General features: G+C 70.3%; 19 protein-coding genes and 1 pseudogene. 7 read left to right on the top strand and 13 right to left on the bottom strand.

Annotated features, from left to right (window positions below):
- Window positions 1–92: 92 nt before the first annotated feature.
- Window positions 93–596 (bottom strand): annotated as a pseudogene (ispF, locus tag PU630_RS04610) (2-C-methyl-D-erythritol 2,4-cyclodiphosphate synthase); the annotation flags it as partial.
- Window positions 581–1063: a CarD family transcriptional regulator gene (locus PU630_RS04605; RefSeq protein ID WP_275279188.1), complete on the bottom strand. Its 483-nt coding sequence runs from the start codon at window positions 1061–1063 to the stop codon at window positions 581–583. The gene PU630_RS04605 and the pseudogene ispF, both read right to left, overlap by 16 nt.
- A gap of 144 nt (window positions 1064–1207) precedes the next feature.
- On the opposite strand from PU630_RS04605, the gene PU630_RS04600 reads away from it, so the two are divergent.
- The gene (locus PU630_RS04600) at window positions 1208–1726 is read left to right on the top strand and encodes a DNA modification methylase (RefSeq protein WP_275279187.1); all 519 of its coding nucleotides are present in this window, start codon (window positions 1208–1210) and stop codon (window positions 1724–1726) included.
- Window positions 1727–1729: 3 nt separating this feature from the next.
- Here PU630_RS04600 and PU630_RS04595 read toward each other — a convergent pair whose 3' ends face one another.
- Entirely contained in the window at window positions 1730–2416 is a 687-nt protein-coding gene (locus PU630_RS04595; protein ID WP_275279185.1) for a response regulator transcription factor, read from the bottom strand.
- Window positions 2413–3609 (bottom strand): sensor histidine kinase, encoded by a 1197-nt coding sequence (locus PU630_RS04590; protein ID WP_275279184.1) that lies wholly within the window; start codon window positions 3607–3609, stop codon window positions 2413–2415. The genes PU630_RS04595 and PU630_RS04590 overlap by 4 nt, the downstream gene beginning before the upstream one ends.
- A gap of 141 nt (window positions 3610–3750) precedes the next feature.
- On the opposite strand from PU630_RS04590, the gene phoU reads away from it, so the two are divergent.
- On the top strand, window positions 3751–4401 hold the full coding sequence (gene phoU / locus PU630_RS04585; RefSeq protein ID WP_275280026.1) for a phosphate signaling complex protein PhoU: 651 nt from the start codon (window positions 3751–3753) through the stop codon (window positions 4399–4401).
- 200 nt (window positions 4402–4601) lie between these two features.
- Here phoU and PU630_RS04580 read toward each other — a convergent pair whose 3' ends face one another.
- Window positions 4602–5348 carry a phosphoglyceromutase gene (locus PU630_RS04580; protein WP_275279183.1) on the bottom strand — a complete coding sequence of 249 codons (747 nt, stop codon included), beginning with the start codon at window positions 5346–5348 and terminating at the stop codon, window positions 4602–4604.
- A gap of 40 nt (window positions 5349–5388) precedes the next feature.
- On the opposite strand from PU630_RS04580, the gene PU630_RS04575 reads away from it, so the two are divergent.
- Window positions 5389–6210, top strand: a complete 822-nt coding sequence (locus PU630_RS04575) for a class I SAM-dependent methyltransferase (RefSeq protein WP_275279182.1) — start codon at window positions 5389–5391, stop codon at window positions 6208–6210.
- 3 nt (window positions 6211–6213) lie between these two features.
- On the opposite strand, the gene PU630_RS04570 is transcribed toward PU630_RS04575, so the two are convergent.
- The 8 genes from PU630_RS04570 to PU630_RS04535 all read right to left on the bottom strand — a co-directional run bounded on the left by PU630_RS04570 (window position 6214) and on the right by PU630_RS04535 (window position 14068).
- Window positions 6214–7218, bottom strand: coding sequence for a hypothetical protein (locus PU630_RS04570; RefSeq protein WP_275279180.1), 1005 nt, complete (start codon window positions 7216–7218; stop codon window positions 6214–6216).
- The gene (locus PU630_RS04565) at window positions 7199–7813 is read right to left on the bottom strand and encodes an RNA polymerase sigma factor (protein WP_275279179.1); all 615 of its coding nucleotides are present in this window, start codon (window positions 7811–7813) and stop codon (window positions 7199–7201) included. The genes PU630_RS04570 and PU630_RS04565 overlap by 20 nt, the downstream gene beginning before the upstream one ends.
- Window positions 7814–9703, bottom strand: coding sequence for an ABC transporter ATP-binding protein/permease (locus tag PU630_RS04560; protein ID WP_275279177.1), 1890 nt, complete (start codon window positions 9701–9703; stop codon window positions 7814–7816).
- Window positions 9703–10878, bottom strand: a complete 1176-nt coding sequence (locus PU630_RS04555; RefSeq protein ID WP_275279176.1) for a peptidoglycan-binding protein — start codon at window positions 10876–10878, stop codon at window positions 9703–9705. The genes PU630_RS04560 and PU630_RS04555 overlap by 1 nt, the downstream gene beginning before the upstream one ends.
- The gene (locus PU630_RS04550) at window positions 10875–11792 is read right to left on the bottom strand and encodes a hypothetical protein (protein ID WP_275279175.1); all 918 of its coding nucleotides are present in this window, start codon (window positions 11790–11792) and stop codon (window positions 10875–10877) included. Before PU630_RS04550 ends, PU630_RS04555 begins: the two co-directional genes overlap by 4 nt.
- A 160-nt stretch (window positions 11793–11952) precedes the next feature.
- Entirely contained in the window at window positions 11953–13029 is a 1077-nt protein-coding gene (ygfZ, locus tag PU630_RS04545) for a CAF17-like 4Fe-4S cluster assembly/insertion protein YgfZ (protein ID WP_275279173.1), read from the bottom strand.
- Complete coding sequence (locus PU630_RS04540; RefSeq protein WP_275279172.1) at window positions 13029–13628, bottom strand: heme-binding beta-barrel domain-containing protein; 600 nt, start codon at window positions 13626–13628, stop codon at window positions 13029–13031. The genes ygfZ and PU630_RS04540 overlap by 1 nt, the downstream gene beginning before the upstream one ends.
- Window positions 13629–13780: 152 nt before the next feature.
- Window positions 13781–14068 (bottom strand): hypothetical protein, encoded by a 288-nt coding sequence (locus PU630_RS04535; RefSeq protein ID WP_275279171.1) that lies wholly within the window; start codon window positions 14066–14068, stop codon window positions 13781–13783.
- 79 nt (window positions 14069–14147) lie between these two features.
- Here PU630_RS04535 and PU630_RS04530 point away from each other — a divergent pair, with 79 nt between their 5' ends.
- From PU630_RS04530 to pstS, 4 genes are all read left to right on the top strand, one after another.
- Window positions 14148–14840: a response regulator transcription factor gene (locus tag PU630_RS04530; RefSeq protein WP_275279170.1), complete on the top strand. Its 693-nt coding sequence runs from the start codon at window positions 14148–14150 to the stop codon at window positions 14838–14840.
- A gap of 34 nt (window positions 14841–14874) precedes the next feature.
- Window positions 14875–17040 carry an RNA degradosome polyphosphate kinase gene (locus PU630_RS04525; RefSeq protein WP_275279169.1) on the top strand — a complete coding sequence of 722 codons (2166 nt, stop codon included), beginning with the start codon at window positions 14875–14877 and terminating at the stop codon, window positions 17038–17040.
- Window positions 17037–17990: an NUDIX hydrolase gene (locus tag PU630_RS04520; RefSeq protein WP_275279167.1), complete on the top strand. Its 954-nt coding sequence runs from the start codon at window positions 17037–17039 to the stop codon at window positions 17988–17990. Before PU630_RS04525 ends, PU630_RS04520 begins: the two co-directional genes overlap by 4 nt.
- A 122-nt stretch (window positions 17991–18112) precedes the next feature.
- Window positions 18113–19216 (top strand): phosphate ABC transporter substrate-binding protein PstS, encoded by a 1104-nt coding sequence (gene pstS / locus PU630_RS04515; protein ID WP_275279166.1) that lies wholly within the window; start codon window positions 18113–18115, stop codon window positions 19214–19216.
- Window positions 19217–19236: the final 20 nt, after the last annotated feature.

Genomic DNA, 19236 nt, shown 5'->3' with positions numbered 1-19236 from the left:
AGAGGTACGACCTCGCGAAAACACCTACGACCTCGCGAAAACACGTACGACCTCGCGAAAACACGTACGACCTCGCGAAAGGCCGGCCGGGGTCAGCGCGTGAGCGGCAGCGGCAGGAGCAGCGCCACGGCGTGGGCCGCGACGCCCTCGCCGCGGCCGGTGAAGCCCAGGCCGTCGGTGGTCGTCGCCGACACCGACACGGGTGCACCGCCGAGCGCCGCCGACAGCACAGCCTCAGCCTCGGCCCGGCGCGGCGTCAGCCGCGGCCTGTTCGCCTGCACCTGCACGGCGACGTTGCCGACGGCGAAGCCTGCCTTGGCCACGAGCTCAAGGCTGCGCGCGAGAAACGCCGCAGCATGGGCGCCCGACGCTTCCGGCTGGTCGACACCGAAGTGCGTGCCGATATCGCCGAGGCCCGCTGCGGACAGCAGAGCGTCCACGATGGCGTGGGCCACGGCATCCCCGTCGGAATGCCCCTCAAGAGCCGGTTCGCCCGGCCATTCCAGCCCGGCCAACCACAGCACTCCCGCACCGCCGAAGCGGTGCACGTCTGTGCCGATGCCGACCCGGGGAATCGCGCTCAGGAGGCGAGCACCTCGTCGAGCAGGCCGCTGGCCTTCTCTTCATCGGTCTTCTCAGCAAGCGCGAGCTCGGAGACGAGGATCTGACGCGCCTTGGCGAGCATCCGCTTCTCGCCCGCGGACAAGCCGCGGTCCTGATCACGGCGCCACAGGTCGCGCACGACCTCGCTCACCTTGATGACGTCACCGGAGGCGAGCTTCTCGAGGTTCGCCTTGTACCGGCGCGACCAGTTCGTGGGCTCTTCCGTGAACGGCGCGCGCAGGACCTCGAAGACCTTCTCGAGCCCCTCCTTGCCGATGACGTCGCGGACGCCGACCAGGTCGACGTTCTCAGCCGGCACCTCGATGGTCAGATCGCCTTGGGTGACGCGGAGCTTCAGATAGACCTTCTCTTCGCCCTTGATGACTCGGGTCTTCACTTCCGCGATCGTCGCCGCCCCGTGGTGCGGATAAACGACCGTCTCGCCAACCTCAAAAAGCATGCAGTTATATCCTTTCGGCAACTACCAGGATACCACAGCGCGTATGCACTAAGGTTCGCTCTGCGTCGCTGCAGAAGCGATGTCTCGCGGTTCCCGAGGACCCCGTAGAATGCAAGAGCTTATCGTCTTGCCCTGGGAGGAACCGTGAAATCGCGCCTGCTCGCGTCCATCGCCGTCTGCGCCGCCGTCGTCATGGGCGCCACTGGTTGCTCCATGATCTCCGCGCAGGACACGACGATCCCCTACTCACCCAGTGACGGCATCAACGTCGCCGACACCGAAGGCGCCCCGCTGCAGGTGCGCAACGCGCTGATCGTCGCGACCGACGACGGCAGCACCGGCAACCTCATCGCCACGATCGTCAACACCACGGCCGATGATCAGACCCTCAACGTCCAGGTCGAGGCTTCCGCCGGCAAGATCAGCGAGACCGTGCGCGTGGCCGCGCACAGCGTGTCGAGCCTCGGCGAGAACGTCGACCCGCTGCGCCTCGACAACCTGGGCGTCAAGCCCGGCCTCACCGTGAAGGTGTACTTCCAGTCCGGCACGGCCGCCGGTGCCCAGGCCAACGTGCCTGTGCTGGACGGCGGCGAGGAATACCTCACCGGCTTCGTCCCGACGCCGACGCCGACGCCCATGGCGACCGAGACCCCGGCGTCCTGACCCTCACGCCTCTTCGAAGCGATAGCCGAGCCCGCGCACGGTGACGAGCATCACCGGGTTGCGCGGGTCGGCCTCGATGCGCGACCGGATGCGCTTGACGTGCACGTCGAGCGTCTTGGTGTCGCCGAAGTAGTCGCTCCCCCATACGCGGTCGATGAGCTGCCCGCGGGTCAGCACGCGGCCCGCGTTGCGCATCAGCACCTCGAGCAACTCGAATTCCTTCAGCGGCATGTTCACTGCCTCACCGCCCACCGTGACGATGTGCCGATCGGCATCGAGCCGCACGCGCCCGGCCTCGAGCACGCCGTCATCGAGGTCCGCGTCGGCCTCCGCGGTGCGGCGCAGCACCGCCCGCATGCGCGCCAGCAGCTCACGTGCCGAGTACGGCTTGGTGATGTAGTCGTCGGCGCCCAGCTCGAGCCCGACGACGATGTCGATCTCGGTGTCTTTGGCCGTCACCATGATGATGGGCACCGCACTGGTCGTGCGGATCTGCCGGCACACCTCGGTGCCGGGCATCCCGGGCAGCATCAGGTCGAGCAGCACGATGTCGGCCCCGTGCGCTTGGAACGTGGCCAGGGCCGCGTTGCCGTCCCCGGCGATCTCGACCTCGAACCCCTCTCGACGAAGCAGGTAGGCGAGGGGGTCGGCGAGATCGGGTTCGTCCTCGACGATCAATACACGGGTCATGCGGCGCTGTCCTTCCGTCGCTTGCGCTTCTTCTTGTCGGATGAGCGGGTGGGATGCCGCAGGGCGGCCTCGTCCGCGGCATCGCGAACCGCCTGCGGCAGACGGATCGTGAACGTCGAACCCTGCCCAGGCCTCGACCACAGACGCACCTCGCCGCCGTGCCGCTGCACGGCATGCTTGACGATGGCCAGGCCCAAGCCGGTGCCGCCCGTGCGGCGAGAGCGCGCGCGATCTGCGCGGTAGAAGCGCTCGAAGATGCGCTCCTGGTCGTCTTCGGCGATGCCGATGCCCTGATCGGTGACGGAGATCTCGACGACGCCCCCGACCGTCTTCACGCCCACGCCGACATGGGTCGCGGGCGAGGAGTACGCGATCGCGTTCGCGATGAGATTGCCGAGCGCCTCCGAGAGCAGCCGCGGGTCGCCGTAAAGCTGTGCACCGGTCTCGCCGCCGCGCACGATCTGGACCCGCGCGGCGTCGGCCTGCGCGGCGTGCGCCTCGATGGCGCCCGTGACCAATTCGTCGACCGGCACCTCGCGCATCGCAAGGGGTTCGTCGGCCTCCAGCTGCGAGAGCGTCATGATGCGGGTCGTGAGAGCCCCCAGGCGCTCGGCCTCCGCCCGCAAACGCCGCGCGAAGCCGCGCACCTCGGCCGGATCGTCGGCCGCCGACTCGATCGCCTCACCCAGCAGGCTCACCGCACCCGCGGGCGTCTTCAGCTCATGGCTCGTGTTGGCGATGAAGTCGCGGCGCATCTTCGCCAGGCGCTCCTGCTCGGTCACGTCGTGGAGCACGAGCAGCACCAGGCGCGGCGCGATGGCGCGCGCGTGGACGGCGACCGATCGCACCTCCCCGGCACTGCGCAGCGGCACCACGACCGGGTCCGAGGCGGTGCCTGCGCGTGCGGCGCGGGCGAGCAGCGCAAGCTGCGCCTCCGGGAGGGTGCGGCCCTCCACGAGCCCCGCCTCGGCGGCGGGGGTGGATGCCACAACCACCGTGCCCGACGGATCCACCACGACGGCCGCATCATCCATGCCGGCAAGGACGGTCCCGATGCCCTCCGGAACGGTGATAGCTCCACGCCGCACGGCGCGGTCGCGCGCCCGGTACGCCGCCGCGACCACGAGCGCGACCGACACCCCCAGCACCGCCCCGATGAGCAGCGCGAACAGAGCGAGCTCCGCGGCATCCATACGAACAGGGTATGGGCCCGCGACATCCCTCGTTCACCAGCCGTGCACCGTGGCCGAAGAGTTCGCCGCCGCGACACCGTCCGTTAACCTTCGATGGCGAAGATCGCATCGACCGACTTTCCGATCAGAACGGGTATCCGCATGCGCGAGGTGTTCCATCAGTCCCTCGAAGAGCTCCAGAACGGACTCGTCGAGATCGCCGAGCTCGTTGCCACGGCCATGGAGAAGGCCACGACGGCGTTCGGCACGAGCGATGTGACGCTGGCCGAGGAGGTCATCGACGCCGACAGCGTCATCGACGAGCGGGCACTCGCGCTCGACGAGCTGGCGATCGAGATCCTCGCCCGGCAGCAGCCGGTCGCGCGCGACCTGCGGATCGTGGTGATGAGCCTGAGGGTCTCGGCCTCCCTGGAGCGCATGGGCGACATCGCCGAGCACATCGCACAGCTGACGCGCATGCGCTTTCCGGAACGGGCGATCCCGAAGGGCCTGAAGGCCACCTTCACGAAGATGGGCGAGCTCGATGTGGACGTCGCACGCACGCTCGCCGAACTGCTGCGCACCGAGAACCTCGATCTGGCGGAGCGCATCCGCAATGCCGACGACGACGTGGACGAACTGCACATCGCCGTGTTCGAGAAGGTGCTCAGCGACAGCTGGCAGGGTGAGGCCTCGGCCACCGTCGATGCGACCCTTGCCAGCCGCTATCACGAGCGGTTCGCCGATCACGCCGTATCGGTGGCCAAGAAGGTCGTCTACCTCGCCACCGGCGACTGGGCCGGAGACGACTGAGTTCGAGGGTACGGAGCGGATGCCGCGCCTTACCCGCGCGAACCCCGTCACGAAATCAGGTGTTTTCGCGAGATCAGGACATTGTGGAGCCGAATCGGCCTGATCTCGCGAGAACACCTGATTCGGGGCGGGCGATCCCGGCATGACGTGAACCGGGCCGCCGGGAATTCCCCCGGCGGCCCGTCGCGCGTCTCGCGGCGCTACTTGCCCTGGTTCGCGACGGCCGCGGCACCCGCGGCGGCGGCCTCGGGGTCGAGGTACTCCCCCGGCCCCAGCGGCTGCAGGTCTTCGCCGAGGTGATAGACGAGCGGGATGCCGGTCGGAATGTTCAGCGCTGCGATGTCGTCGTCGCTGATCCCATCGAGGTGCTTGACGAGGGCGCGCAGCGAGTTGCCGTGCGCAGCCACGAGCACTGTCTTGCCGGCCTGCAGATCGGGCACGATCTCGCCGTGCCAGTACGGCAGCAGCCGGTCGATGACCAGCTTGAGCGACTCGGTGCGCGGGATGTCGCCGTCGATGTCGGCGTAGCGCGGATCGTGCGCCTGGCTGTACTCGGCGTCATCAGCGAGCTCGGGCGGCGGCACGTCGAACGAGCGGCGCCAGAGCATGAACTGCTCCTCGCCGAACTCGGCGAGGGTCTGCGCCTTGTCTTTGCCCTGCAGTGCACCGTAGTGGCGCTCGTTCAGCCGCCACGAGCGCTTCACCGGGATCCAGAGCCGGTCTGCCGCGTCGAGCGCGATATCTGCGGTCTGGATGGCGCGAGAGAGCACCGAGGTGTGCACGATGTCGGGGTGCAGACCCTTCTCGGCCAGCAACTCGCCGCCGCGCTGGGCCTCAGCCTTGCCCTGGTCGGTGAGACGGACATCCACCCATCCGGTGAACTGGTTGGACTTGTTCCACTCGCTCTGCCCGTGGCGGAGCAGGATCAGTGTGTACGGCGCGGTCATGGAGCCAGCTTACAGACGGCCCGGTGAGATCATAGAGGTGATGACATCCTCCCCCGTCGGCCGTCCGACGCGCGGCACGACGGGGACCAATCGGTTGCGCCGTGTCGATCGCTGGATCGCCCGCCACCCCACCCTGCGTCGTGCCGCCGACCCGCTGGTCGTCGACCTCGGATACGGCGCCAGCGGCGTGACGGCACTCGAACTCGAAGCGCGGTTGCGTCCGGTGCGCCGCGACGTCCACGTGCTGGGCCTCGAGCTGGACCCCGACCGCGTCGCGCGGGCGCGGGCGCAGCTCGACGAAGTGCGGGCGCGACGCACGCCGTTCGCGCCCGATGCCCGGGTCTCGTTCGCACGGGGCGGGTTCGAGGTGCCGACCCCGCACGCGCGACGACCTGCGGTGATCCGCGCGTTCAATGTGCTGCGCCAGTACGACGAGAACGACGTGCGGGATGCCTGGGGTCGAATGTCCGCGCGGCTCGCGCCCGCGGGACTCGTGGTGGAGGGCACCTGCGACGAGATCGGGCGCGTCTCCAGTTGGATCGCCGTCGACGACCGCGGCGTGCCCCGGTCGCTGACGATCTCGCTGCGCTTGGCGACCCTGGAGCGTCCCTCGATCGCTGCGGAGCGGCTGCCGAAGGCGCTCATCCATCGCAATGTGCCCGGCGAGCGCATCCACGACTTCATCTCGGCGCTTGATCGCGAGTGGAACCGCGCGGCGGCCATGTCGCCGTTCGGGCCGGTGCAGCGCTGGCGCGCGGCGATGCAGGCGCTCGTCGACGCCGGCTGGCCGCTGCGGAACCGCTCGCGTTGGCGCCTGGGCGAGGTCACCGTGCCGTGGGAGGCCGTCGCGCCGCGCGCGTAGCCGTCAGGGCGCGACCCACGCCGAGTACTCGACCACCGAGCCGGGCGCGGCATCGATCGTGTCGACGCCGCCGGCGTAGACGGTGTCGGCCGCGATGATGCGGCGGGTCGCGGCATCCAGCACCACCGTCACGGTGAACTGCGGGCGCTTCGCCGAGTGGATCGAGAAGGCGACACCGTCTCGTCCGAGTCTGTCGGTGACTCGGCCCAGCACCCGCAGATCGCCTGTCTGTTCGAGCAGCTGCAGCGCGTCGGCATGCTGCTGCGGGGTCAGCGTCCACTCCCCCAGCAGGATGCTGAGCGCGCCGAAGTAGTTCATGGCGTCGGGGGATGCCGGCAGCGGCACGTGCGCACGCAGGTATGCGGCCAGCGCATCCGGCCCGTCGGACGGCGGTGCCTCGGGGAACAGCCCCCGACCGTTCGCCCACCGCTGCGGCGCGACGGTCGTCCCCGGCGTGGGGACGTCGCCCGTGGGGGCTGCGACCTTGCCGTCCACCACGGAGTAGGCCGGGTCGGTCACGACCTTCAGATGCCCGGTCCCGTCGCCGTCGGGAACCCACTTGTAACGCTCGGGCACGATGGGCCCGCGGTCTTCGCCGTCGGGCATCTGCCACGTCACGACCTGGCCGTTGCGGGCGAGGGTCCCCGCGGGTTCGGTGTCGAGCGTGCGGACCGACTCCGCCATCAGCTGCGGCAGGGTCGCCGCGATCGGGGTGGGCTCGAGCGGCGGCGGCGTGACCGCCACCGCGGGCGCCGGCACCGCGGTGGTCACCACGACCGCGACGGTGACGGCCGCGGCGAGGCCGGCGACCACGCCGCCGATGCTCCAACCGGCGACCCGTGCACGTCCACGGCGCGGCGGCGCGGCCGGCGCCGACACCGCTTCGGCCATGATGGCCTGCAGCCGCGCGCGGGCCGTGGCCGACGGCTCGGCCCCCGCGGGCGCCACGGCCGGGTCGGCCGCCCGGATCGCGGCATCCAATTCTTCCTCAGTCCAGCGCAAGGTCACTCACCCCCTTCTCCGGAAACCGTGCGGGCGACGCCGCCTCCGGTTCCAGGCGCTTCCGCAGCGCCGAGCGCGCGCGGCTGAGCCTCTTCCACACGGCGGCGGTGCGGCATCCCAGGACCTCCGCCGCCTCGTCGGCCGACAGCCCATCCCAATAGACCAGTTGCAGCACCTCGCAGTCGGCGGGGCGCAGCGCCTCCATCGCCAGCCGGACCTCCAGCCGCTCGAGGTCATCGGCACCGCCGCGGTCACGCACGGCACCGGCGAGATCTTCGAGGCCCGCGCGTTCGCGGTCGCGACGTCGATACGACGTGCCGACGAGGTTGCGCGCGGTCTGCAGCAGCCACGGCAACTCGAAGGGCGCGGCAGGATCGAACCGCCGCCACGCTATCTCGAAGCAGTCCATCGCCAGCTCCTCTGCACGCTCCCGATCGTCGACGCGTCGCTGCACGAAGCGCAGCACGGCGGCGTGATGCCGGATGAACACGGCTTCGAACGCGGTTCGTCTGGCGTCCACATGCCTCCTCGCCGCGTCGTCGTGCGTCTTCTGACTGTAAGGTCGCCGCAGCGACGGAATCCTGACATCGGGATGTCGCATTCATTGTCTCAACGCGTCGGCCGGCCGCACGCGGGCCGCCCGCACCGCCCCGACGACCGCCGAGGCGCACCCGATCACGCACCCCGCGAGCACCGCGAGCGGCGCGAGCCGCAGATCGAACACCGGCATCCAGCGGTGCAGGACGGTGAACACGAGGATGGCCGCGAACCCGGCGAACAGCCCCACGACACCACCGGCCGCGCCGAGCAGGCCGGTCTCGGTGATGACGAGTCCCGCGAGATGTCCTGCCCGAGCGCCGAGTGCGCGCCGCAGACCGAGCTCGGCGCGTCGCGCCCCCACGGCCGCCGCGACGGAGTTGGCCAGTGACAGCACGGCGACCAGGGCCGCCAGGCCGGTGAAGCCGATCAAGGCGACGCGCACACCCTCCTGCACCTCGGCCCGCAGCGTGCGCGGATCGGCCGGGCGCTCGACGCTGTACTGCTCGGGCTGGAACGCGTCGAGCACGCGCGCGACGCGTGTGCCCACCTGCTGCGCGGCACCGGGTGTCGTCATGATGAGCGCACGGTTGCGATTCGGCTCATGGTCGGGTGCGTCGTCGGGCGAAACGATCACCTGCCCTGCCAGCTCAGGCAGCCGCGCGGAGGATTCGAGGATGCCGGTGACCACGAGCTCGCGCCCGGCCACCTCGATCACCGGGGCATCGGCCAGCGGTGCGAGCTGGAGACGTGCGGCCAGCGCGGCACCGACGAGCACTTCGCCTTTGCCGACGGTGTGGTCGGCGTGCGGCGCCCAGCGCATTTCTGCGTCGGTTGCCACGGCGAGCCGGCCGACGGCGGCGTGCACCGCGACCGCATAGGGGCCGGCGACCGTCTGGCCACCGAGCATGCTGCCGACCGACAGCTCGCCGTAGTCGCGCACGACGGCCACCGCCGACACGCCGGGCATGGCATCCAGCGCCTCCACGGCCCGCGCGGGTTCCGGCGCGTGCGGCGGAGCGTCTGAGCCCGCGGTCCACGAGACGGTGACCTCGCGGTTCGCGTGCGCGTCGAACGTGGCGTCGACCTGCGCGCGGGCGGAGGCCTCGAACCCCAGCGTCGTCACGAGCAGCCCGACCGTGAGGGCGACGGTGAGGCCGAGCGCGAGGCTCTGGCGCATCCGCGAGCGCAGCGAGGCGGCGGCATCCCTCACCACGTCTCCGGTGCGCAGCCGATGAGCGCGCGGCGCAGTGCCCTCGGCGACCGGCGGGTTCTGCCGCGCGGGCGGCGCGGAGACCCGCCCGTCGGCGATCTGCACAACCCGGTCGGCAAGCGCCGCGACCTCGGCCGAGTGCGTGACGACGACCACCGCCGTCCCCTCGCGATGCAGCCGCTGCAGTTCGGCCATGACGCGCGCGCCGCTGGCCGAGTCGAGGTTGCCGGTCGGCTCGTCGGCGAGCACCACCGGCGCCCCGGTCGCCGTGGCGCGGGCGATCGCCAGGCGCTGACGTTGCCCGCCCGACAGGAGCGCTGCCGTCGTCGTCAGCCGATCGGCCATACCCACCGTCTCGGCGGCGCGTGCGGCCCGCCGGGCGCGCTCGGCACGCGGCACGCCGAGGTACAGCAGCCCGAGCTCGACGCTGTCACGGGCGGCCCGCTGTTCGAGCAGGTGGAAGCCCTGGAAGATGAACCCGAACGTGCGCGCGCGCAGCGCGGTGAGCGCGGCGCCCTCGCGAGCGGGAACACCCTCGCCGTCGATGCGGTAGGTGCCGCCGGTCGGCGCATCGAGGCAGCCGAGGATCGACAGCAGCGTCGTCTTGCCTCCCCCGGACGGCCCGACGATCGCCACGAACTCGCCCAGCTCGATGTCGAGGTCGACATCACGCAGCGCGTGCACGGGCGCGCCGGCACCGCCGTAGACGCGCGAGACCCCGCGCAGCTCGAGCAGGGCCATCAGCCCACCCGGACGGTATCGCCCGCGTCAAGGTCGCCGCGGACCGCGACCTCTCCCCCGGTCGCGCCGATCACCGTGACACGCACCTCATGGAAGGCGCCGTCGTCGCCGCGGCGCAGCACGGCGCCGGCGCTGCCGCCGCGATCGGCGACGGCCGTGGCGGGAAGGAGCAGGGCATCGGTGGCGATCGTCCGGACGGTGACGACGGCCGTGGCGGGCACGTCCGCGGCGGTCTGCGGGATCGCCGAGCCGTCGGCGGGCACGAGATCGGCGGAGCGCGTGGTGATGTCGGTTGCCGCATCCCCTGCCGCCCCGCCGGTGTCGGCGGACTTCTCGTCGGCGACCGCCGCGACCCGGCACCGGGTGATGTCGGTGCCGCCGATCGCGCAATCGACCCGTGCGCCGCGGGTGACGGCATCCCGCGCATCATCCGTGACGCTGACGCGGGCGACGAGCGACGCCGACGAGACGGTGATCTGGGCGGATGCCGCGTCCGCCCCGACCGCGGGTGTCGAGGCGACCCGCGCGGGAAGGCTCGGCAGCGCCGCGACCGCCGCGTACGGCAGATAGGGCGAGGCGTGGGCCACGACCGGCGGGGCGTCGTCGGCGTCGGCGTCGACCGCCGGTGCGGTGGTGGATGCCGGATCATCGCGTGTCGGCGCGACGTCACCGTGTGCGGCGTACAGCGCGGCGACTGCACGGGCGGTCGCCGCGCCGAATCTGCCGTCTACGGTCGACAGATATCCCGCGCCGACGAGGGCCTTCTGCAGCTGTGTCACATCGGGCCCGTGGTCGCCGACGCCGAGATCGCGGTAGAACGCGAACGGCGAGGCGAGGGCGAACACCGGCGATCCGTTGATCCGGACGACGACGTCGCCGGCCTTCACCGTGGCGTCCACGCGTAGCGGGCTGGCCGTCACGACGCTGCGCGGCGCGTCGGGCACGGCGACCAGCGACACCGTGGACGCTGCCTGCGGCTGCACCTGCCCGGGCAGCGTCCGCTGTTCGATGAGATCACCGCGCGACACCTCGGCGACGATCGGCTGCTCCTCCGGCGCGGCCGCAGCTGCGGCGCGCTGCGCGGGCGAGGTGAAGGCCGCGGCGGCGAACCATCCGCCCGCAACCAGCGCGATCGCGCCGACCGCTGCCGCCCCGATCGCGACGACGCGGCTCATTGCTCGTCCGGATGCGCGGCGAGCACGGCGAGGTCCTTCTTCAGGGTCGCAAGATCCGCGTCATGGTCGCGGACGATCCGGTCGGCGTTCTTGTTCAGGATCTTCACTTCCTGATCCCACTCCGCCGCGTACTGCGCCTTTGCCCAGCCGCTCGAGTCGCGGCAGGCCACATCGGCGAGCGCGAGGGTGATCTCCTGGGGCGTGGCGGCGGCGATGGGGCCACCATCCTGCTTCCCGAAGGCCGGAATTCCCACCTGGGCACGCAACGCGTCGGTCGGCATCGCGTCGACGGGGCTGTTCGGCAGCCCCGAGTAGCCGGCTTTCTGCAAGCAGGCGCGCCACCGGGCAGCGGCATCCCGCACGTCTTTCTCGTTCGCCGCGGCGTCTCGGGCATCCCACACGTATGCCACGAGCTGGTTCAGGCTGTCCGACAAAGGAGGCAGCTGCTTGCGAGCGGCCGTGAGGCACGGGCGGAACAGCGCCTCAAAGCCCGGCGTGGCGTCGGCGATGGCATTGAGCTTCTTGGCCCGAGCCTGCTTCTTCGCTTGTGCGGCTGCGCCTCCCGCGGGTTCAAAGCCGTACCCCCACTTCTGGGCCGATTCCTTGGTCATGAGCGGGATGTTCGACCACGTCTGCGACGAGCTCTTCCACGTCAGCTGCCCCTCGATGTCGTCGTGGGTGGCCGGCCAGTCGACGCCGGACTTCGCGAGGCACTCGGCGATGAGCCCGTCCTCGGCGGCGGTCACCACCTGCTCGAGCCCCGCGACGTGGAACTGGTCGAGCGGCATCACCCACGCGGCTTGGTCCTTCGCCGGCAGATCGAGACTCGCCTGCGGCTGCGGTGTGGCGCTGCAGGCGGTCGCGGTCAGTATGAGTGCCGCGATCGTCGCGGCCACCAGCATCCCTCTTCGCACACGTCCTCCTTGATCGGTCGTCACCAGGAGGGTTGCCGCCCGCGCCGGTTCCTGACACCCCGCCCGGTGCGACCGTGAGAGTGCAACTGGTCGCCGAGAGATAGGGAACCACCCGCATCCTCGTCCACCAGCTGCACTCTCACCGAATCGGTGAGGGCGGTCAGCGCCGGCGGCCGAGCCGCGGGATGCGGGGCACTGACGCCGTGGCCCCTGCCTCGGGCGGCACGATGACCTCTTGCGCGGCGGCGACCGGCCCGTCGGCGGTGTCGACGATGAGGTCCGCATCGACGGGGGCGTTGCGGCGCACGAGCGCGAGGGCGATCGGCCCCTGCTCGTAGTGCTGCGCGGCCGCGACGACCGCGCCGACCTCATTCTCGCCCGCGCGCACGACGTCGCCCCGGGCGGCGGCCTCGCCGTCGAGCTGCAACGCCACGAGCCGCCGGGGCGGATGCCCGAGATTGTGCACCTTCGCGACGGTCTCCTGCCCGCGGTAGCAGCCCTTGTTCAGGTGCACGGCGCTGCGCAGCCAATCGGCCTCGTGCGGCAGCATCCGCTCGTCGGCATCGGTGATGCGCGGTCGCCACGCGGCGATCCGCAGGGCGTCGGCCGCCAGCGAGCCGGCGAGGCGAACAGAGCTGGATGCCACAGCCGCCGTCAGCCGCGCGATACCGTCCGCGTCGATCAGTGCCTCCGCCCAGTCCCGCTCGGCGCCCGGGTGCGGGTCGACGGCGGAGTACGCCCAGCCGCCCTCTGCGACACCGGGCCACGGGTCGTGCCACACGAGCGCCGCGCCGAGGGCTGCCACCGCCAGCGGCGTGCCGCCGACGACGACGTACTCCTCCCGCGCGTCGCGCGGGTCGACGCGCAGGCGGAAGCGCATCTTCTTCAAGAAGTCGAGCAGCCCATCCGCGTCGGCACGGTCGACGATGAGCCACGAGGTCGTGCCGTCGTCGACGAAGGATGCCGCATGCTCGACGTGGCCCGCGGGGTCGAGGATGAGCAGTTCGGCGCTCTCGCCCGGCAGCAAAGCGGTGACCTTCTGCGTCGAGAACGACTCGATCCAGCTCAGGCGGTCTTCCCCCGGCACGCCCAAGACGACGCGGTCGCCGAGCGGAGCCACGGCCGTCCCTGACGTCAGCGCGCGCTGCTCGCTGAGCGGATTGCCGGTGTGCAGGAGCACACCGTCGTCGACGATCGCGCCGTCGGCCGCGTGCAGAAGAGCCCCGAACGCGTCCATCACTCCACCTTCGCCAGGCGCGCGGACGCATGCGAGGCCATCGGAGCGCCGAGCGCTGCGATGTCCCACGCCCACAGCAGGTGGCCCTCGACCAGCCCGTACATGCGGGATGCGGCGGTGTACGGCTTCGCGGTGGCCGGACGCACGACAGCGTCGCTCGCCAGGTCGATGCGCGGCCCGCGCACCTCGCCGAGCAGCAGCTCGCTGGTGCCGTCGGCGCGCACGAGCGCCACCTCGAGGGGGAACGCGTCGTCGTCGCCGCGGAGCTTCTCGACGTCGTCGGCCGTCAGCGGGGCGGCCGCGGCACGGGCCGGCAGCAGGGCCGGGCCCGGGTCTGCCGAAGTCTGGGCGCGCCCGAGACGCCAGTAGCCGATCTCGGCCAGCAGCGGCGCACGGTCGTCGCCGTCGCCGGTCCAGCCGTCGGCGGAGTAGCTCAGGTACGGGCCCTCGCCGGTGCTGAAGCTGACCCGGTGCGTGAACTCCGTGGAGTAGTGATGACCGTCGGCCTCGTAATCGATGACGCCGGTTCCCTCCCACACCCCGCGCAACCACGCGAGGGGGACGAGTTCGGCAGGCAGGCCTGTCGGGATCTCGATCACGACGCGCTCACGTTCAGCGCTGGCCGCGGTACAGGTTCTTGATCACCACGACCGAGCAGAAGAGGATCGCGAGCGAGGCGAGGCCCAGCAGTCCGACGAAGAAGAGTTCCAGCGCCATCGTGTCCATGTCTCTACTCTATCCCGCCCCGCCGTCAGGCCAGCGCGGCCAGGCCGAAGCTGAGACCGAACAGGCCCAGGACGATGAACGATCCGAGCATGCTGAGCGCGACCCGCGAGATGAACCCCTCGGCCCGTCCTGACCACAGCTGCACCGCGAACGAGAGCACGAGGCATCCCGCCACCCCCACCGTCAGCCATGCCGCGCGCTGGCCGACGGGGGTCAGCAGAGCGATCAGCAGACCGATGACGACAGAGCCCACCCAGGCGACGATCACTCCGCCGATCCGCCCGCGAGCGGCGTGTTCGGATTCGCTCGACATGCGCCCATTGTCGCACGGCCCTAAAATGTCCCCACACAACGACCGGCCGCCGTCGCCCGGCATGGTCCCAGGAGGTCGCGTGGCACAGATACTGCTTCTCAGTTCGGTACGGGATGCCGCGCTGCCCACGCTCGAGCTGCTGAGTCACCACGTGCAGACGATCCCGGCGGAGCCCGCGCAGCTGGTGCGCGCTCCGCAGGCCGATGTCATCCTGCTCGATGCCCGCACCGACCTGGTCGCCGCCAAATCGCTGTGCCGGGTGCTGAACACGACCGGCCTGGAGGCCCCGTTGATCCTCGTGGTCACCGAGGGCGGCATGGCCGCGGTCGCCGCCGACTGGGGGGTCGCCGACGTGATCCTGTGCACCGCGGGCCCCGCCGAGACCGACGCGCGACTGCGACTGGCGCTCGGGCGATCTGAGGCGGAGAGCTCGGAGCCGGCGCGCGTGCAGACGTCGGGTCTGACCATCGACGAGGCCTCGTACTCGGCGAAGCTGCACGGCAAGCCGCTGGACCTCACATACAAGGAGTTCCAGCTGCTCTATTTCCTCGCGATGCACCCCTCTCGGGTCTTCACGCGTGAGCAGCTGCTCAGCGAGGTCTGGGGCTACGACTACTTCGGCGGGACGCGCACGGTCGACGTGCACGTGCGGCGCCTGCGGGCCAAGCTCGGCGAGTTCGAGCAGCTCATCGGCACGGTGCGCAATGTGGGCTACCGCTTCAATGTGACCGAAGATGACGAGGCCGCCGCCGAACCCTCGGCAACCCGTTAACACTCCGCTCACGTCATCCTGCAATGATGTGAAGATGATCGAACACGGGGCTCTGGACACGGGACTGGACGACGGCGAGGACGACGACTTCGACCTGGAAGAGGTCTACGACTCCGAGCTGCCGGAGGGCCGCTATCTCGACCGCGAGCTGAGCTGGCTCGCTTTCAATCGGCGCGTGCTCGAGCTGGCCGAAGATCCCTCCCTCCCCGTGCTCGAGCGCGCGAACTTCCTCGCGATCTTCGCCAGCAACCTCGACGAGTTCTTCATGGTCCGGGTCGCGGGGCTGCGTCGCCGCATCGTGACCGGTCTCGCCGTGCCGACCAATGTCGGACGCGCCCCGCAGGAGGTGCTCACCGACATCTCGGAGGAGGCCCACCGGCTGCAGCTGCGACACGCCGCGGCCTGGACCGACCTCGTCAAGCCGGCATTGGCCGACGCGGGCATCGACTTCCTCTGCTGGGACGACCTCACCGACGCCGAGCGCGACCGGCTGTACCGGTACTTCCAGGAGAACGTGTTCCCTGTCCTCACCCCACTCGCGGTCGACCCCGCGCACCCCTTCCCCTACATCTCCGGTCTGTCCCTGAATCTGGCCATCCGCATCCGCAACGCGCGCACCGGGCGCCAGGACTTCGCCCGGCTCAAGGTGCCGCCGATGCTGCCCCGGTTCGTGCGCGTGGAGGACGAGACCGACCGCATCCGCTTCCTGCCCCTGGAAGATCTGATCGCTAACAACCTGGCCGACCTCTTTCCCGGCATGGAGGTGCTCGACCACCACGCTTTCCGCCTCACCCGCAACGAAGACGTCGAAGTCGAGGAGGACGAGACCGAGAACCTCATCCAAGCTCTGGAGGCAGAGCTGTTGCGCCGCCGGTTCGGTCCGCCGATCCGACTCGAGGTCACCGACGACATCGACGCGCTGACCCTCGACCTGCTCATCGACGAGCTCGCCATCACCGAGAACCAGGTGCATCGCCTGCCGGGTCCGCTCGATCTCGGCGGGCTGTTCAGCCTCGGCCGGCTCGACCGGCCCGAGCTGCGTTACCCGGCGCACGTTCCGGTCACCGCGGCCGCGTTCCAACCGGCCGAGCAGAACGGCCGCGCCGATCTGTTCGCCGCGATCCGCAAGGGCGACGTGCTCGTGCACCACCCGTACGAGCCGTTCGCGACCAGCGTGCAGGCCTTCCTCGAGCAGGCGGCCAAAGATCCGTACGTGCTCGCCATCAAGCAGACGCTGTATCGCACCTCGGGCGACAGCCCCATCGTGCAGGCGCTCATCGACGCGGCCGAGGCCGGCAAGCAGGTGCTCGCGCTCGTTGAGGTGAAGGCCCGTTTCGATGAGGCCGCGAACATCACCTGGGCCCGCAAACTCGAAAAGGCCGGCGTCCATGTGGTGTACGGGCTCGTCGGACTGAAGACCCACGCCAAGCTCGCCCTGGTCATCCGCGAGGAGGAAGGCCAGCTGCGCAGCTACGCGCACATCGGCACCGGCAACTACAACCCGAAGACCAGCCGCATCTACGAGGACTTCGGACTCTTCACGATCGACGAGCAGGTCGGTCGCGAGCTCATCCGCCTGTTCAACGAGCTGAGCGGCTACGCGATCGAGAAGAAGTTCAAGCGGCTGCTGGTGGCCCCGCGCTACCTGCGCAAGGGGCTGCTGCGGCTCATCGAGAAGGAACGCCACAATGCGCTCGCCGGCAAGCCCGCACGCATCCGCATCAAGGTCAACTCGATGGTCGACGAGCAGATCATCGACGCCCTGTACCGCGCCAGCCAGGCCGGGGTTCCGGTGGAGATCTGGGTGCGTGGCATCTGCAGCCTCAAGCCGGGCGTGCCGGGTATGAGCGAGACGATCACCGTGCGCAGCATCCTCGGCCGTTATCTGGAGCACTCGCGGATCTTCTCGTTCGCGAACGACGGCGACCCGCAGGTGTACATCGGCAGTGCCGACATGATGCACCGCAACCTCGATCGGCGTATCGAGGCGCTGGTACGGGTGGTCGCACCCGCGCAGATCAAGTCGTTGGAAGACCTCTTCACCCTCGCGATGAGCGACGGCACGAGTTCGTGGCATCTGCAGCCCGAAGGTGATTGGATCAGACACAGTGTCGGCGAGAACGGGAAGAGGCTCGTGGATCTCCAGGACAAGACGATGACCAATGTGCAGCGGCGGCGCCGGGCACGGGCGGTGCGATGAGCGAGACGGCCGTCTACGCCGCCGGAGGCGTCGTGTGGCGCCTCGTCGAGGGCAAGCTGCGCATCCTCGTCATCCACCGCACCGCGTATGCCGACGTCACACTGCCCAAGGGCAAGGTCGACGCCGGCGAGATGCTGGCGGCCACCGCGGTGCGCGAGATCCTCGAAGAGACCGGCATCGCCGTGTGCCTGGGGGCGCCGATCGGCGTCTCGCGCTACGCCCTGCCGAGCGGTCGCACCAAGATCGTCCACTACTGGTCGACGTTCGCCTCCGACGAGGCGATCCGCGCGTCGCGGTTCGTGCCGAACAAGGAGATCGCCGCGCTCGAGTGGATCTCGCCCAAGAAGGCGCTCGGCCGCCTGAGCTACCCGGTCGACGTCGAGATCCTGGAGAACTTCCTGGCCCTCGTCGACGACGGCGTGCGCCACACCTTCCCCATCGTGGTGCAGCGGCACGCCAAGGCCGCACCGCGCGAGGACTGGAGCGGAGAGGACGCGCTGCGCCCGCTCACCGGTCGGGGCACGAAGCAGGCCAAGGCCATAGTGGCGCCCCTGCAGGCGTTCGGCGTGCGCAAGGTCTACTCATCCGACGCGGTGCGGTGTGTGAACACCGTCACACCATTCGCCGCCGCCACCGGGCGCCGGGTGCACCGCGTTCCCGAGATCAGCCAGGACGCCTGGGAAGACGGCACCTCCGACGTGCGCGCCGCCGTGGGCGCCCGGGTGCGCGCCGGCAAGCCGGCCGTCCTGTGCAGCCACGGGCCGGTGCTGCCCGACATCCTGCGCGAGCTGGCGCTGGCCACCGGCACGCTGCGCGGCTCATACCTCGATGACGCCGCAGCCCTCCCGGTCGGCGCGTTCTCCGTTGTGCACCTTTCGGCGACGAACCCCGGTTCGGGCATCGTCGCCATCGAGACCCACGAGCCGAAGATCGCAGACTCGAAGAGCTGAGACGCTTCTCGTTCACCTTCCGTTCACCCGTACAGCGCAGTCTGGTCACCGACGCCGCCTACGGTCGAGCCGAGCCCCGCAGAGCGGGGCCGACATCCCGAACAACGTGAAGGGTTCACACAGTGAAGCTCACCCGCATCGCCCCGCTCGGCGCCCTCGTGGCGGCATCCGCCCTCATCCTGGCGGGCTGCGCCTCGAACGAGGCGGCCGCCGACGGCAACACCCCCTCCGGCGACTCGTCGGCCGCGGCCCTGTCCGGCACGATCAACGGCATCGGCTCGTCGGCGCAGGGCACCGCCCAGCAGACGTGGATCGCCGGCATCCAGACCGCCAATCCCGACCTGAACATCAATTACGACCCGCAGGGTTCGGGCGCCGGCCGCAAGAGCTTCATCTCGGGCGCCGCCGACTTCGCGGGCTCGGACGCGGCACTGAGCGACGACGAGCTCGCCGGCTCGTTCGCGATGTGCGCCGACGGCACGAAGGCGATCGACCTGCCGGTCTACATCTCGCCGATCGCTATCGCGTACAACCTCGAGGGCGTGGATGACCTGAAGCTGGATGCCGCGACCATCGCCGGCATCTTCTCGGGCAAGATCACGACCTGGAACGACCCGCAGATCGCGGCACTGAACGAGGGGGCGGACCTGCCGGACGCGTCGATCACCGTCGTGCACCGCTCGGACGACTCGGGCACCACCCAGAACTTCACCGAGTACCTCGCGGCCAACGCCGCCGACGCATGGGGACAGGAGCCGTCGCAGACGTTCCCGTTCCAGGTCGGCGACGCGGCCAAGGGCACCTCGGGCGTCGCCGAGGCCACCAAGAGCGCCAAGAACTCGATCACCTACATCGACGAGTCGGGCGCTGCCGGCCTGTCGATCGCGCAGCTGAAGGTCGGCGACACGTTCGTGAAGATCTCCGCCGACGGCGCCGCCGCGGTGGTCGCCGACTCGCCGCTGGTGGAGGGCCGCGCCGACGGCGACCTCGCGATCGACATCGACCGCACCGACACGCAGGACGGCGCCTGGCCGCTCGTGCTGGTGTCATACCTGATCGCCTGCCAGCAGTACCAGGACGCCGACACCGCCTCGCTCGTCAGCTCGTACATCCAGTACGTCGCAAGCTCCGAGGCGCAGCAGGCGGCGGCTGCCCAGGCCGGCTCCGCCCCGCTCTCGGCTGAGCTTTCGGCCCAGGTCATCGCCGCGGCGCAGACCATCAAGTAGCGGCTCAGGCCCTCACGTAG

The organism is Microbacterium horticulturae (assembly GCF_029094505.1).
Lineage (GTDB): Bacteria > Actinomycetota > Actinomycetes > Actinomycetales > Microbacteriaceae > Microbacterium > Microbacterium horticulturae.
This window is presented reverse-complemented; position numbering and strand designations above follow the sequence as displayed.

Bases quoted from the DNA above. Each gene is read 5' to 3' on its own strand.
- PU630_RS04525 (WP_275279169.1), top strand. From the start codon at position 14,875: ATGATCGAACACGGGGCTCTGGACACGGGACTGGACGACGGCGAGGAC.
- PU630_RS04535 (WP_275279171.1), bottom strand. From the start codon at position 14,068: ATGTCGAGCGAATCCGAACACGCCGCTCGCGGGCGGATCGGCGGAGTG.
- PU630_RS04580 (WP_275279183.1), bottom strand. From the start codon at position 5,348: ATGACCGCGCCGTACACACTGATCCTGCTCCGCCACGGGCAGAGCGAG.
- PU630_RS04565 (WP_275279179.1), bottom strand. From the start codon at position 7,813: ATGCGACATCCCGATGTCAGGATTCCGTCGCTGCGGCGACCTTACAGT.
- PU630_RS04590 (WP_275279184.1), bottom strand. From the start codon at position 3,609: ATGGATGCCGCGGAGCTCGCTCTGTTCGCGCTGCTCATCGGGGCGGTG.
- phoU (WP_275280026.1), top strand. From the start codon at position 3,751: ATGCGCGAGGTGTTCCATCAGTCCCTCGAAGAGCTCCAGAACGGACTC.
- PU630_RS04555 (WP_275279176.1), bottom strand. From the start codon at position 10,878: ATGAGCCGCGTCGTCGCGATCGGGGCGGCAGCGGTCGGCGCGATCGCG.
- PU630_RS04560 (WP_275279177.1), bottom strand. From the start codon at position 9,703: ATGGCCCTGCTCGAGCTGCGCGGGGTCTCGCGCGTCTACGGCGGTGCC.
- PU630_RS04575 (WP_275279182.1), top strand. From the start codon at position 5,389: ATGACATCCTCCCCCGTCGGCCGTCCGACGCGCGGCACGACGGGGACC.
- ygfZ (WP_275279173.1), bottom strand. From the start codon at position 13,029: ATGGACGCGTTCGGGGCTCTTCTGCACGCGGCCGACGGCGCGATCGTC.
- PU630_RS04605 (WP_275279188.1), bottom strand. From the start codon at position 1,063: ATGCTTTTTGAGGTTGGCGAGACGGTCGTTTATCCGCACCACGGGGCG.
- PU630_RS04520 (WP_275279167.1), top strand. From the start codon at position 17,037: ATGAGCGAGACGGCCGTCTACGCCGCCGGAGGCGTCGTGTGGCGCCTC.
- PU630_RS04595 (WP_275279185.1), bottom strand. From the start codon at position 2,416: ATGACCCGTGTATTGATCGTCGAGGACGAACCCGATCTCGCCGACCCC.